13 protein-coding genes are annotated in these 14,075 nt (G+C 44.5%); 4 read left to right on the top strand and 9 right to left on the bottom strand.

Annotation, left to right across the window (positions count from 1 at the left end):
- The first annotated feature begins 33 nt into the window (after window positions 1-33).
- From nrdA to yfaE, 4 genes are all read left to right on the top strand, one after another.
- Window positions 34-2,304 carry a class 1a ribonucleoside-diphosphate reductase subunit alpha gene (gene nrdA / locus EL144_RS07445; RefSeq protein WP_032994803.1) on the top strand — a complete coding sequence of 757 codons (2,271 nt, stop codon included), beginning with the start codon at window positions 34-36 and terminating at the stop codon, window positions 2,302-2,304.
- A gap of 276 nt (window positions 2,305-2,580) precedes the next feature.
- Entirely contained in the window at window positions 2,581-3,711 is a 1,131-nt protein-coding gene (nrdB, locus tag EL144_RS07440; RefSeq protein WP_005700384.1) for a class Ia ribonucleoside-diphosphate reductase subunit beta, read from the top strand.
- A 258-nt stretch (window positions 3,712-3,969) separates the two neighbouring features.
- Entirely contained in the window at window positions 3,970-5,355 is a 1,386-nt protein-coding gene (locus EL144_RS07430) for an SLC13 family permease (RefSeq protein WP_005703066.1), read from the top strand.
- A gap of 68 nt (window positions 5,356-5,423) precedes the next feature.
- Complete coding sequence (gene yfaE, locus EL144_RS07425; RefSeq protein ID WP_005703065.1) at window positions 5,424-5,672, top strand: class I ribonucleotide reductase maintenance protein YfaE; 249 nt, start codon at window positions 5,424-5,426, stop codon at window positions 5,670-5,672.
- Between the two features lie 73 nt (window positions 5,673-5,745).
- Here yfaE and dapB read toward each other — a convergent pair whose 3' ends face one another.
- From dapB to EL144_RS07380, 9 genes are all read right to left on the bottom strand, one after another.
- Window positions 5,746-6,558, bottom strand: coding sequence for a 4-hydroxy-tetrahydrodipicolinate reductase (dapB, locus tag EL144_RS07420; protein WP_032994800.1), 813 nt, complete (start codon window positions 6,556-6,558; stop codon window positions 5,746-5,748).
- 18 nt (window positions 6,559-6,576) lie between these two features.
- Window positions 6,577-7,200: a LysE family transporter gene (locus tag EL144_RS07415; RefSeq protein WP_005700379.1), complete on the bottom strand. Its 624-nt coding sequence runs from the start codon at window positions 7,198-7,200 to the stop codon at window positions 6,577-6,579.
- A gap of 8 nt (window positions 7,201-7,208) precedes the next feature.
- Window positions 7,209-7,700, bottom strand: a complete 492-nt coding sequence (locus EL144_RS07410) for a phosphatidylglycerophosphatase A family protein (RefSeq protein ID WP_005703062.1) — start codon at window positions 7,698-7,700, stop codon at window positions 7,209-7,211.
- A gap of 8 nt (window positions 7,701-7,708) precedes the next feature.
- Complete coding sequence (gene thiL, locus EL144_RS07405) at window positions 7,709-8,704, bottom strand: thiamine-phosphate kinase (protein WP_005700377.1); 996 nt, start codon at window positions 8,702-8,704, stop codon at window positions 7,709-7,711.
- 18 nt (window positions 8,705-8,722) lie between these two features.
- The gene (gene nusB, locus EL144_RS07400; RefSeq protein WP_005700376.1) at window positions 8,723-9,148 is read right to left on the bottom strand and encodes a transcription antitermination factor NusB; all 426 of its coding nucleotides are present in this window, start codon (window positions 9,146-9,148) and stop codon (window positions 8,723-8,725) included.
- A 6-nt stretch (window positions 9,149-9,154) separates the two neighbouring features.
- Window positions 9,155-9,628, bottom strand: coding sequence for a 6,7-dimethyl-8-ribityllumazine synthase (ribH, locus tag EL144_RS07395; RefSeq protein ID WP_005703060.1), 474 nt, complete (start codon window positions 9,626-9,628; stop codon window positions 9,155-9,157).
- A 219-nt stretch (window positions 9,629-9,847) separates the two neighbouring features.
- Window positions 9,848-11,497 carry a glucose-6-phosphate isomerase gene (gene pgi / locus EL144_RS07390; protein WP_050332657.1) on the bottom strand — a complete coding sequence of 550 codons (1,650 nt, stop codon included), beginning with the start codon at window positions 11,495-11,497 and terminating at the stop codon, window positions 9,848-9,850.
- 29 nt (window positions 11,498-11,526) lie between these two features.
- On the bottom strand, window positions 11,527-12,609 hold the full coding sequence (alr, locus tag EL144_RS07385; protein ID WP_032994796.1) for an alanine racemase: 1,083 nt from the start codon (window positions 12,607-12,609) through the stop codon (window positions 11,527-11,529).
- Between the two features lie 26 nt (window positions 12,610-12,635).
- A complete protein-coding gene (locus tag EL144_RS07380; protein ID WP_005703055.1) occupies window positions 12,636-14,036 on the bottom strand; it encodes a replicative DNA helicase in 1,401 nt (466 codons plus the stop codon).
- Window positions 14,037-14,075: the final 39 nt, after the last annotated feature.

Raw genomic sequence — 14,075 nt, 5'->3', positions numbered from 1 at the left:
TTTTTTATATCTTTCTAAGGAGTGGGATATTCCATGAACAAGGCACTAATGGTCACAAAACGTGACGGAAAACTGGAACCAATCAATCTTGATAAAATTCACCGTGTGATTACCTGGGCGGCAGAAGGGCTGGACAATGTGTCTGTGTCGCAAGTGGAATTACGCTCACACATTCAGTTTTACGAAGGTATTCGTACCTCCGATATTCACGAGACCATTATCAAAGCGGCTGCGGACTTAATCAGCAAAGATACGCCGGATTATCAATATCTTGCTGCGCGCCTTGCGGTATTTCATTTGCGTAAAAAAGCCTACGGCCATTTCGATCCGCCACGTTTATACGATCATGTGAAAAAACTCGTGCGCATGGGCAAATACGATCACGCCCTATTAGATGATTACACCCGTGAAGAATGGGATGAAATGGACGGTTTTATCGACCATTGGCGCGACATGACCTTCTCTTATGCGGCAGTGAAGCAATTAGAAGGCAAATATTTAGTTCAAAACCGCGTGACCGGTGAGATCTACGAATCCGCACAATTCCTCTATTTATTAGTGGCGGCAAGCCTGTTCTCTAAATACCCACAAGAAACCCGTTTGGATTATATCCGTCGCTTCTATGATGCGACTTCTACCTTCAAAATTTCCTTGCCAACCCCAATCATGGCAGGCGTACGTACGCCAACCCGTCAATTCAGCTCTTGCGTGTTGATTGAATGTGGCGATAGCTTAGATTCCATTAACGCCACCGCGTCCGCCATCGTGAAATACGTTTCTCAACGTGCCGGTATCGGTGTAAATGCCGGTGCGATTCGTGCTCTTGGCAGCCAAATTCGTGGCGGTGAGGCGTTCCATACCGGTTGTATTCCGTTCTATAAATATTTCCAAACTGCCGTTAAATCCTGCTCTCAAGGTGGCGTGCGTGGCGGTGCGGCAACCGTGTACTACCCGATTTGGCACTTAGAAGTAGAAAGCCTGCTAGTATTGAAAAACAACCGCGGTGTGGAAGACAACCGCGTGCGTCACATGGACTACGGCGTACAGCTCAATAAATTAATGTATCAACGCTTAATCAAAGGTGGCGATATCACCCTATTCAGCCCGTCCGACGTGCCGGGACTTTACGAAGCGTTCTTTGCGGATCAAGACAAGTTCGAACAACTTTACGTGCAATACGAGCAAGATCCGTCCATTCGTAAACGTACCGTGAAAGCTGTGGAATTGTTCTCTTTATTAATGCAAGAACGTGCGTCCACCGGTCGTATTTACATTCACAACGTGGATCACTGCAACACCCACTCGCCATTCGATCCGAAAGTGGCACCGGTGCGTCAATCCAACCTGTGCTTGGAAATCGCCTTACCGACCAAACCGTTAAGCCACATTAACGATGAGGAAGGCGAAATCGCCCTTTGTACCCTTTCCGCCTTTAACTTGGGCAAATTGGACAACTTAGACGAGCTAGACAATTTGGCGGATCTTGCGGTACGCGCATTAGATGCTTTATTGGATTACCAAGATTATCCGGTGATTGCGGCAAAACGCAGTTCCCTTGCCCGTCGTTCTTTAGGTATCGGCGTCATTAACTACGCATACTACTTGGCGAAACACGGCGTGCGTTATTCTGACGGCAGTGCCAACGATTTAACCCATCGCACTTTCGAAGCCATTCAATATTACTTATTGAAAGCCTCCATGAACTTGGCGAAAGAACAAGGCGCGTGTGAATACTTCAATCAAACCACTTATGCTCAAGGCATTTTACCGATCGATACATACAAAAAAGACATCGACAGCTTAACCTCCGAGCCTTTGCATTACGACTGGGAAAGCCTACGCCGTGACATTCAAGAATTCGGCTTGCGCAACTCTACCCTCACCGCCCTCATGCCGTCGGAAACCTCTTCTCAGATTTCCAACGCCACCAACGGTATCGAACCGCCACGCGGCCATGTGAGCGTCAAAGCCTCGAAAGACGGTATTTTGAAACAAGTGGTGCCGGATTATGAAAACTTGGGTGAAAACTACGAATTACTTTGGGACATCCCGGGTAACGATGGCTACTTGCACTTGGTCGGCATCATGCAAAAATTCGTAGACCAAGCCATCTCCGCCAACACCAACTACGATCCGAAACGTTTTGAAGACGGCAAAGTACCGATGAAAGTGTTGCTAAAAGATCTCTTAACCGCTTACAAATACGGCTTAAAAACCCTCTACTACCAAAACACCCGTGATGGTGCTGAAGACAGCCAAGAAGATTTAGATGATAGCTGTGCAGGTGGGGCGTGTAAGATTTAATCGGAATTAAGTAAAAACATCGGTATTATGTATCTGTTGTACAAAGCTGAAATTACGGTTCCTGAGCTTGTCGAAGGATAAGCAATTTCAGCCTATTCAAGCACAAAACTAATGCTTCGACTGGCTCAGCAACCGTTTTGTGCTCCAATAGCGCAAGCGTCCACGCTTGTGCTAAGTAAATAAACTAAAGGTACAAGCGAAGACGCTTGCGCCAGCATGAAAAAACATTTTAAAAACTGACCGCACTTTACTCATAAGATTAAAGGACAAACAAAAATGGCATATACCACTTTCTCACAAAACAAAAACGACCAGCTAAAAGAGCCGATGTTCTTTGGTCAAAACGTTAACGTTGCCCGTTACGATCAACAAAAATATGAGACCTTTGAAAAACTCATTGAAAAACAACTTTCTTTCTTCTGGCGTCCGGAAGAAGTGGATGTATCACAAGACCGTATCGACTACGCGGCGTTGCCTGAACATGAAAAGCATATTTTCATCAGCAACTTAAAATATCAAACCTTGTTGGATTCCATTCAAGGTCGTAGCCCGAACGTAGCGTTGTTGCCGTTGGTATCCATTCCTGAATTGGAAACTTGGATCGAAACGTGGACGTTCTCCGAAACCATCCATTCCCGTTCTTACACGCACATTATTCGTAATATTGTGAACGATCCGTCTATCGTGTTTGACGACATCGTGACCAACGAAGAAATCATCAAACGCGCACGCGATATTTCTTCTTACTACGATGATTTAATCCGCGACAGCCAACTTTATAGCCTGTACGGCGAAGGCACTTACACCGTGGATGGCAAAGAATGTGTCGTCACCTTGCGTAATTTGAAAAAACAACTTTACCTTTGCTTAATGAGCGTGAACGCGCTTGAAGCCATTCGTTTCTATGTGTCTTTCGCGTGCTCCTTTGCCTTTGCGGAACGTCAATTAATGGAAGGCAATGCGAAAATCATTAAATTCATCGCCCGTGATGAAGCGTTGCACTTAACCGGTACGCAGCACATTTTAAATATCATGGCTGCAGGACAAGACGATCCGGAAATGGCGGAAATTGCAGAAGAATGTAAACAAGAAGCTTATGATTTATTCTTGGCGGCAGCAGAACAAGAAAAAGACTGGGCGGATTATTTGTTTAAAGACGGTTCCATGATCGGTTTGAACAGAGACATTTTGGTGCAATACGTGGAATACATCACCAATATCCGTATGCAGGCGGTAGGCTTGCCATTGCCATTCCAAGCACGCTCCAACCCGATTCCTTGGATCAATGCCTGGTTGGTTTCCGACAACGTACAAGTGGCACCGCAAGAAGTGGAAGTGAGTTCTTATCTTGTGGGTCAAATTGACTCCAAAGTGGACACCAAAGATTTCGACGATTTCGATCTGTAATCTTTCATATCGCTAAAAGTGCGGTGGGTTTTTCAGGCGTTTTTAAATTCCGATAAAATCTACCGCACTTTTTTATTTCTCAAGGATTGCCTCCTCTACTCAGTAAAACAAGCATGTAATCCTTTCATAAAAATCACCGCACTTTTATCTCTTTCTTCTTCACAAAATATATTTGATAGCCGTCACAAATTTGTTAAAAAAATGTTTCTAGCTTATTAAAACAATGCTAATAAATAGCAGCCATGGAGGACATTTATTATGCAAACACAAATCCCTTTCTTCGCTAAATATAAAAGCCTGATTATTCTTGTTTTGGATTTTATCTTGATGTTGGTGCTAATCAACACATTGCCCTTCTCACCAAAGGAAAACCGTGGCTTGGCCTTGCTGACGTTCATCGGTATTTTGTGGTTGACAGAAGCCTTTAATATTACGGTGACCTCGCTTATGGTGCCAATTCTTGCCATTGGTTTAGGACTGATTAACACACAAAAGGCGCTTGCACCTTTTGCTACCCCGATTATTTATATGTTCTTCGGCGGCTTTGTGATTGCGGCGGTATTACAAATTCAGCAACTGGATAAAATCATTGCGAACTACATCGTGCGACTCGCCAAAGGCAATTTAAAACTTTCCGTGGCGTATTTATTTGGAGTAACCACCTTTTTATCTATGTGGATCAACAACACGGCTGTCGCGGCAATGATGTTGCCGCTCACCATCGGGATGTTAAAAGGGTTGAATGCAGAAAAGAATTATCGCCTGTATGCCTTTATTCTACTAGGTATGGCGTTCTGCGCCAGTATTGGCGGCATTGGCACCTTAGTCGGTAGCGCACCAAATGCTATCTTAGCCTCTCAAATTCAAGTGACTTTCACCGAGTGGTTAGGCTATGGCTTCCCTGTAATGCTGTTGTTGCTACCTTCCATGTTATTTGCTCTTTGGGTCATTTTACGTCCCAATTTTCATGTCGAATTTGCCCCTTCTCTTGAAAAAGTCTCTTTCACCAAAAAGAACATCATCACGCTAATCATCTTCAGTGTGATGGCATTACTGCTCCTGTTTAGTTCTGTTCTCAACCCTTGGTTCTCCGGTTTACTGGGCTTAGAGAAAAAAATTGATAGCTTTGATAGTGTTATTGCCTTAACCGTCGTGGTGATTATCGGTGTAACCGGTGTAGCCAAATGGAAAGAAATTCAAGAACGTGTGGAATGGGGCGTATTAATGCTTTTCGGCGGTGGTTTAACCTTGAGTATCGTGATGAAAGACTCCGGTGCCAGTAAAATCATGGCAGATACCATTGTGCAATTTACCAATGAAAAACCGCTGTGGGTGCTTTGTTTCGTTGTCAGCGCGTTCATCATCTTCCTCACAGAATTCACCTCTAACACCGCCAGCGCAGCATTGATCATGCCGATTGTGATTTCAGTAGCACAAACCTTAAACCTGCCACCAATTGCCCTCGCCGCTATCATCGCCTGCGGTGCAAGTTGTGCCTTTATGTTGCCAATCGCCACACCACCAAACGCTATCGTGTTCGCAACAGGCCATGTCAAACAAGTAGATATGGCAAAGGTCGGCTTTATTCTCAACCTTTTCTGTATCGGAATAATTGGCGCCATGGCATATTTCGTGTGGATCTAATTTCGATTACAATACGCCCAATGCTATTTAGAGCAGTTTTCTAACTGCTCTTTTTTCTTTTTACGATCATGAAAATTCATTTATTACACAGCCGTCAAACCATCGAACACGATAATCAAATCCCGCTCCTCAATCGCTTGGAGCAACATGGCATTCACCATGAATACCAATGTCGTAGTGGCTATTGCGGCTCCTGCCGAGTAAAAATAAAAAAAGGCAAAGTGTCCTATGCGGAAACACCATTAGCTTTTTTACAACAAGACGAGATTTTATTGTGTTGTTGTCGGGTGGAAGAGGATTTGGAGATTGAACTGTAAAAAACACCGTGAAAAACGACTGCACTTTGATCAATGAAGCTGAACAAAAAAGGGGCTTTACTCGCCCCTACTTTTATAGATTATTCAAATCCAACACATCCGTCATATCAAACAAGCCTTTGTCTTTTCCCTCAAGCCATTTCGCGGCACGCACGGCGCCGTTAGCAAAGGTCATACGGCTGGAAGCTTTGTGGGCAATTTCAACGCGTTCTCCGATGTCGGCAAACCAAACGCTGTGCTCGCCCACTACGTCGGACGCACGGATCGTAGAAAAACCAATTTCATCCCGTTTGCGTTCGCCAATAATGCCGTCACGACAGAATACGCCGTGGGTTTTCAAATCACGCCCCAACGTTTTGGCGATGTGTTCTCCCATGGAAAGCGCGGTGCCGGACGGCGCGTCCACTTTGTGACGATGGTGCGCTTCAATAATTTCAATGTCGCAATAATTGCCCATGACTTTAGCGGCTTTTTCTAATAATTTAAAGACCAAATTCACGCCCACGCTGAAGTTAGACGCAAACACAATCCCGATTTTTTCAGCGGCAGCTTTAATCGCCGCTTTGCCGGCATCATCAAAACCGGTGGTACCGATAATCATATTTTTATGATTAGCGGAACAAAACGCCAAATGCGCCAACGTGCCTTCCGGGCGGGTGAAATCAATTAACACATCAAATTGATCTTTTGCTGCGTTTAAATCATCCCCCACCTTAACGCCTAAGCTGCCAATGCCTGCCAACTCGCCTACATCGGCACCGATTAAAGATGAGCCTACACGTTCAAATGCCGCGCCCAATTCAACACCTTCCGCGTTGTGCACCGCTTGAATCAATTGACGTCCCATGCGTCCGCCTGCGCCCACGATTGCAATTCTTAAAGCCATAATATTCTCCGATTTAAACTAACCTAAAATATTTAACGCGCCACCATAAATTAAGTAAGCGCCGAACAGAATAAAAATCACGCCCGAGGCATTGTCGATATAGCGACTGTATCGGCTATAAAAACGCTTGGCAAAGGAGCGTGAAAACAAGATGGAAATCACATAAAAATAAAGAAATGTTTCCACCGTGATAATCAAAAGTGCGGTCAAAATTTGCCGCGTTTCGGTGATGTTCACTAATACAAAAGACATCACGCTACTGAAATAAATCACCACTTTGGCATTGGATAAATTCACCAATAAGCCTTTGATAATTTCATGCTTGGACGCGCCATGTTTTCGCTCTTGCGCCGAATCATCAAACACCGCGTTGGTTTTGACACGCGCCATTTTCACCCCGAGATAAAATAAATAGCTACCACCCAATACCATTACGACACCCTGCAATGACGGCATCGTTTTGAATACAATCGCCAGTCCCAATACAGCGGCAGTCGCCCAAATGAACACGCCAATCGTAATGCCGATAACGCCATAAATCGCAGTGCGCCGTGAACTGATTGCCGCCACACGGCTCACATAGAAGAAATCCGGTCCGGGCGAAAGCAATCCCATCAAGTGTACGAACATTAAATGTAACATAGCATTGCCTAAATAAAATGCGCCAATGCGAGAATGACCAAGATGCTATAACCGGCGGCCAAAATGTCATCTACCATAATGCCGAAACCGTTGGTAAGTTTCTCATCAAAATAGCGGATCGGGTAAGGTTTTAAAATATCAAACAAGCGGAAGGCGGCAAAAGCGACAGTACACCAAAATAACGAAATTTGCGGCACGGCTAACAGCACGAAAAAAACGGCAACGATTTCATCCCACACAATGCTGCCGTGGTCGTGTACGCCCATGTCGTGGCTGGTGCGTTCGCATAACCAAATACCAAGGAAGAAACAAAGTGCGGTCAAAATAAAAAATGTTTTTGCGCCAAGCCAAGGCAATAATAACGCCCCCAATACTACGCCCACTAAACTGCCCCATGTGCCGGGCGCCGGGTGCAATAAACCGGAGCCAAAGCCGAGCGCTAAAAAATGAATAGGATTGCGTAAATTCACCCGCTCAAGCGGATGTTGTGATGAGGTCATGATTTGTCCTATTTAAAATGGTCGAAGCCGCCCATCAATTCAAGCTCTACCGGCTGACCATTGCGTTGGAATTGAATGCGTTTTTTATTCTTCATCGGATTAATGGCTCGAATTTGCCCGATACAAGTATATTTCACGCCAATATGGGATAAGGCCTTGTCTAATTTGGCTCTGTTGCTATCCGGCACAGTGAAGCAAAGTTCGTAGTCTTCGCCTCCGCATAAGGCATATTGCTCGGCTTGCGCCAAGCCGAATTCGCTTACTAACTCGGCAGATAACGGTAACTTATCCAATTCAATAACGGCGCCACATTGGCTACGTTCTAAAATATGGGTTAAATCCGCGGCACAACCATCGGAAATATCAATAGCCGAACTTGCCAAGCCTGTTAAAGAAAGTTCCATGCCAAGTAGCACTCTTGGCGTTGGGTGTAAATGACGACGAATTAAAAATTCTTGCGCAGAATTGACCGCACTTTTGCCTTGCAATAAATAAGACAATCCGCCGGCGCTGTCGCCGAGAGTGCCTGAAACATAAACCCAATCGCCCACTTTTGCGTTGTGACGACACAAGGCTTTATCTTTGGCGATAATTCCTTGCGCGGTAATGGTGATGCTGAGCGGACCTTTGGTGGTGTCTCCGCCGATTAAATCCACGTTATAATGATCGAGAATCGAAAAGAAACTTTTGCTAAATTCCTCCAACCATGGATGATCGATTTTTGGCAAGGTTAACGCCAAGGAAATCCACGCAGGTTCAGCGCCCATAGAGGCTAAATCACTGAGATTGCCGGCAACGGCTTTATAGGCTAAATCCGTTGGGCTGATATTCGGTAAGAAGTGAATATTTTCCACCATGGTGTCGGTGGTAATAGCGAGATGTTGATTGGGATTAAGTTCGGTGACGGCACAATCGTCACCGACTGAAAGTAATACATCCTTACGAGGAGAGCGTTTAGACGCAGTAAAATAACGTTGAATTATATCAAATTCGCCTTCACTCATCCTGCCTCCTGCAAAATGTTAGCGACGCACGACCGGTGCGATTTTATCCAACACACCGTTAATATATTTGTGGCTCTCATCCGCACCGAATACTTTGGCCACTTCGATAGCTTCGTTGATCACCACTTTATACGGCACATCCGCTTCAAACTGTAATTCATACACAGCAAGACGCAAAATGGCTTTTTCAATAGGATCCAGTTCATCTAAGGTACGATCTAAATAACCTTGCATAGTGTGTTCCACGGCATCCACATTTTCCACCGTTTGACGGAATAATTTGCGGAAATACGGTTTATCAACACCATTCATGTCTTGCTCGGTCATGAAGTTTAATTCGACCAGCTCAGGGCTATTTTGCGAAATAGCCCAAGAATATAACGCCTGCACCGCACATTCACGGGCGCGACGGCGTGGAGAGATTTTTTTTGTTTGTTCAGCCATTGTCAGTTACGCAGCCTGAACTTGATTTAACAAATTATACATTTCTAACGCAACTAATGCGGCTTCCGCCCCTTTGTTGCCGGCTTTGGTGCCTGCACGCTCAATAGCTTGCTCAATGTTTTCCGTTGTTAACACACCAAAAGCCACCGGAATTTCAGCTTCCATCGCCACTTTGCCTAAACCGCTGCTGGCTTCACCTGCAACATATTCAAAGTGCGCTGTGCCACCACGGATCACTGTACCTAAAGCAACAATAGCATCGAATTTTTTACTTTCGGCCAAACGACGGGCAACTAACGGTAATTCATATGCTCCCGGCACACGCACTAAGGTGATATTGTCATCTTTCACCTGACCAACACGTTTTAACGCATCTAGGGCGCCTTCAAGTAGGCTCTCATTGATAAAACTGTTGAAACGGCTGATTACGACGGCGACTTTAGCCTTTGGTGCGGCGATATTACCTTCTAAAACTTTCATGTTCTGTCCTATTGTTGTGTTAATAAAAAATTGCGCGCGAATTCTAGCATAAAATTCATTTTCTGGCAGTAAGAAAAAGCCAAAGTGCGGTTAAAAAACACCGAGAATTTTACTCATAAATCACCTCAGTGATTTATTCGCTTCTTCAGAGCCGTTGGCATAGCCAACGTTCAAAAACGCTGTTTTTTGTCACCGCACTTTATTGCCGGTTAGACTGAATTAACGCCAAGCTTTGAATTGATTAATCAAGCCGTTGGTTGAACTGTCATGGCTTTCAATTTTATCGTTGGTAACCAATTCAGGCAGGATTCGGTTGGCAAGTTGTTTACCTAGTTCCACGCCCCATTGGTCAAAGCTGTAAATATTGAACAATACGCCTTGTACGAAAATTTTGTGTTCATACATGGCAATCAACGCGCCTAAACTAAACGGTGTGATTTTTTGTAACAAAATGGAATTGGTCGGCTTGTTACCGGTGAAGACTTTAAACGGCACGATATCTTCCACTTCCGCCAACGTTTTCCCCGCTTTTAAGAATTCTGCTTCCACTTGTTCTTTGGTTTTACCAAATGCCAAGGCTTCTGTTTGTGCGAAGAAGTTAGATAACAATTTCGCGTGATGATCGGACAACGGATTATGACTTTGCGCCGGTGCGATGAAATCACAAGGAATCAGGCTTGTGCCTTGGTGGATTAATTGATAGAACGCGTGTTGACCGTTAGTGCCCGGTTCGCCCCAAATGATTGGGCCGGTTTGATAATCACGAATAACATTGCCATTACGATCAACATATTTACCGTTGGATTCCATGTTACCTTGTTGGAAATAAGCCGCAAAGCGATGTAAATATTGGTCGTACGGTAAAATGGCTTCCGTTTGTGCGCCAAGGAAATTGGTGTTCCACAAGCCCACTAATGCTAATGTGGTTGGAATATTTTGCTCTAACGGCGCATTTAAGAAATGCTGATCCATCGCGTGCGCACCACTTAACAAGGCTTCAAAGTTTTCAAAACCGATAGACAACGCAATGGATAAACCGATGGCAGACCATAAAGAATAACGGCCACCAACCCAATCCCAGAATTCAAACATATTGTCGGTATCAATGCCGAATTCCGCTACCGCTTTTGCATTGGTAGACAGTGCCGCAAAGTGTTTTGCCACATGGGCAGGATCTTTTGCTGCGGCAAGGAACCAATCGCGGGCAGACAATGCGTTAGTCATGGTTTCTTGGGTGGTGAACGTTTTGGAGGCCACTAAAATTAAGGTGGTTTCAGGATTCACTTTCTTCAACGTTTCCGCAATATGAGTGCCATCTACGTTAGACACAAAGTGCATCGTGAGGTGGTTTTTGTAAGGGCGCAACGCTTCGGTCACCATGTACGGGCCAAGATCCGAACCGCCGATACCGATATTAATGACGTCAGTGATCGCCTTGCCGGTGTAACCTTTCCACTCACCGGAAATTACACGTGCGCAAAAAGTTTTCATTTTCGCCAACACCGCATTGACGTCCGGCATCACATCTTTGCCGTCAACCAACACCGGGGTATTAGCGCGATTACGAAGTGCGGTATGTAACACGGCACGATTTTCAGTACGGTTGATTTTTTCACCGTCAAACATGGCTTTCTTCGCTTGTGCCAAGCCACATTCTTCACTGAGTTGACGCAATAAGCCAAGGGTTTCTTGAGTTAGATTATTTTTGGAAAAATCCACCAAAATCTCATCGTTAAACGTTAAAGAATATTTGTCGAAACGATCTTTCTCTTGCGCAAATAATTCTTGAATCGTCGCATTTTTGCGTTGTGCATGATGTTGGGTTAATGCTTTCCATGCGTTAGTTTGAGTTGGATTAATGTTTTGCATAAGCTCTCCTTAAACTTAATCGTTGAGATTTAATCAATGTATTCGGTTAAAACACGCGGGGTTAATTTGGTAATTAATTCATAGCTGATAATGCCGGCAATTGACGCAATTTCTTCAATCGGTAATTCTTTGCCCCACAGAATCACCTCATCACCCACCTTATCTTGGCTGTCTGCGCCGAGATCCACGGTCAACATATCCATGGACACTTTACCTACAATCGGTACGCGGCGGCCGTTAAGATAAACCGGAGTGCCTTCCGGCACATCACGCGGATAGCCATCGCCATAACCAATGGCCACCACGCCGATTTTGGTATCTTTATCACTTACCCATACACCGCCATAGCCCACCGGTTCTCCTTTCTTGTGTTCACGCACGGCAATTAAAGAAGAGGTTAAATTCATCACCGGCGTTAAACCGTATTCTTTTCCAGCGGTGTTATTCGGTGAAATACCGTACATAATAATGCCGGGACGAATCCAGTCTAAATGCGCCTCCGGCCAAAACAGAATACCGCCGGAAGCGGAAATGCTACGCTCACCGGATTTACCTTCCGTTGCCTGTAAAAATCGGGCTAATTGTTTCTCAGTATAACCGCACTCCAGTTCATCCGCACGGCTAAAGTGGCTCACAAAACCAATATTCGGATCGACACAAGAGAGGGATTTTAATTTTTGGTAGAAGGTTTCAACTTCATCCAAATGCACGCCTAAACGATGCATTCCCGTATCAATTTTTAACCACACTTTTACCGGATTTGGGGTTTTCGCTCTTTCCAAAGCCTCTAGCTGTTCTTTGCTATGTACCACAGTTTGAATATTATTGACCGCCAAAATCGGCAAATCTTTAGAAGAGAAAAAGCCTTCTAATAACAAAATTGGCTTGGTAATACCGTTGGAACGCAATTTTAATGCTTCTTCCAAACGTGCCACGCCAAAACAATCCACCATACTTTCTACGGCGGAAGAAACAAACACCACACCATGTCCGTAAGCGTTAGCTTTTACCACAGCAATGATTTTGCTGTTTGGGGCTTTTTGTTTAATGGTTTGAATATTGTGTTTTAAAGCAACAGAACTGATTTTGGCTGTTGCGGGTTTCATGTGCATTTTTTATCTCTTTTACGTTGTGTTATCTAATATTCGTCATCGTAATGATGATGTTCTGCTAAATTATCAAAACGGGAAAAATTACCTTGGAATGCCAACTTCACACGCCCAATCGGTCCGTTACGCTGTTTACCGATGATGATTTCTGCAATACCTTTTTCTTCCGACTCGCGGTTATACACTTCATCACGATAAATAAACATAATTAAATCCGCGTCTTGTTCAATGGATCCCGATTCCCGCAAATCCGAGTTCACCGGGCGTTTATCCTGACGATTTTCCAACGTACGGTTTAATTGTGACAGGGCGATCACCGGCACCTCCAACTCTTTCGCTAAGGCTTTTAAAGAGCGGGAAATTTCGGCAATTTCTAAAGTACGATTATCGGAAAATGCCGGCGCTCGCATTAATTGAAGGTAGTCCACCATGATTAAACTCAACCCGCCATTCTCACGATAAACCCGTCTGGCAAGGGAGCGAAGCTCTGTTGGCGTTAAGCCGGAAGAATCGTCAATAAACAAATTCGGCTTTTTGGCAAGCATGCCCATGGTACTGGAAATTTTCGCCCAATCATTGTCATCCAAGCCTTGACCTGTACGAATTTTTGTTTGATCTACACGAGAAAGTGACGCAAGGCTACGCATCATGATTTGTTCGGCAGGCATCTCTAAACTGAATACCAATACCGGTTTTTCACTGCCTAACGCGGCATTCTCACAGAGGTTCATCGCAAAGGTGGTTTTCCCCATGGAAGGGCGGGCGGCAACAATGATTAAATCGGATTTCTGCAAACCGGCAGTTTTCTTATCTAAATCTTTAAAGCCGGTAGAAACCCCGGTAACGCCGGAATGATCTTTGGTTTGACTAAGTTGTTCGATTTTGCTGATGGTGTTTTCTAACACATTGATGATATTTTGCGGGCCTTCATTACTGGAACTGCGCTTTTCCGCAATGGCAAAGACTTCCCGTTCCGCCTCGTCCAATAATTGTTTAACATCCTGCCCTTTTGGTGAATAGCTATTTTGCGCAATTTTATTTCCTACAGAAATCAACTCTCGCATAATCGCTTTTTCGCGCACCACATTGGCATAAGCGCCGACATTGGCGGCACTTGGCGTGTTATTGGATAGCTCCGCTAAATAAGCAAAACCACCGACTTGCTCTATAACTTCTCTACTTTTTAAGGCTTGTTCTAAGGTAATCAAATCAACCGGCGCCTGTTGCGCCATTAATTTTTCCATTTCCTCAAAAATCAGGCGATGTTCGAAACGGTAAAAATCCTCTTTTACAACATTTTCCGCCACATCATCCCAGCATTTATCATTCAATAAAATACTGCCCAACACCGCTTGTTCGGCTTCAATAGAATGAGGAGGGATATTTAGAGTGGTTTGTTCTTTCGCAGGAGGAGAATTTTTAGACGCCATTATTGCCTCGGTTAACAGAAAAAAGTCGTTATATGATAT

Origin of the sequence: Aggregatibacter aphrophilus ATCC 33389 (genome assembly GCF_900636915.1) — a bacterium.
In the GTDB taxonomy this organism is placed as follows: domain Bacteria; phylum Pseudomonadota; class Gammaproteobacteria; order Enterobacterales; family Pasteurellaceae; genus Aggregatibacter; species Aggregatibacter aphrophilus.
The sequence above is the reverse complement of the archived record's forward strand: the minus strand, read 5'-3'. Positions and strand labels throughout refer to the sequence as shown.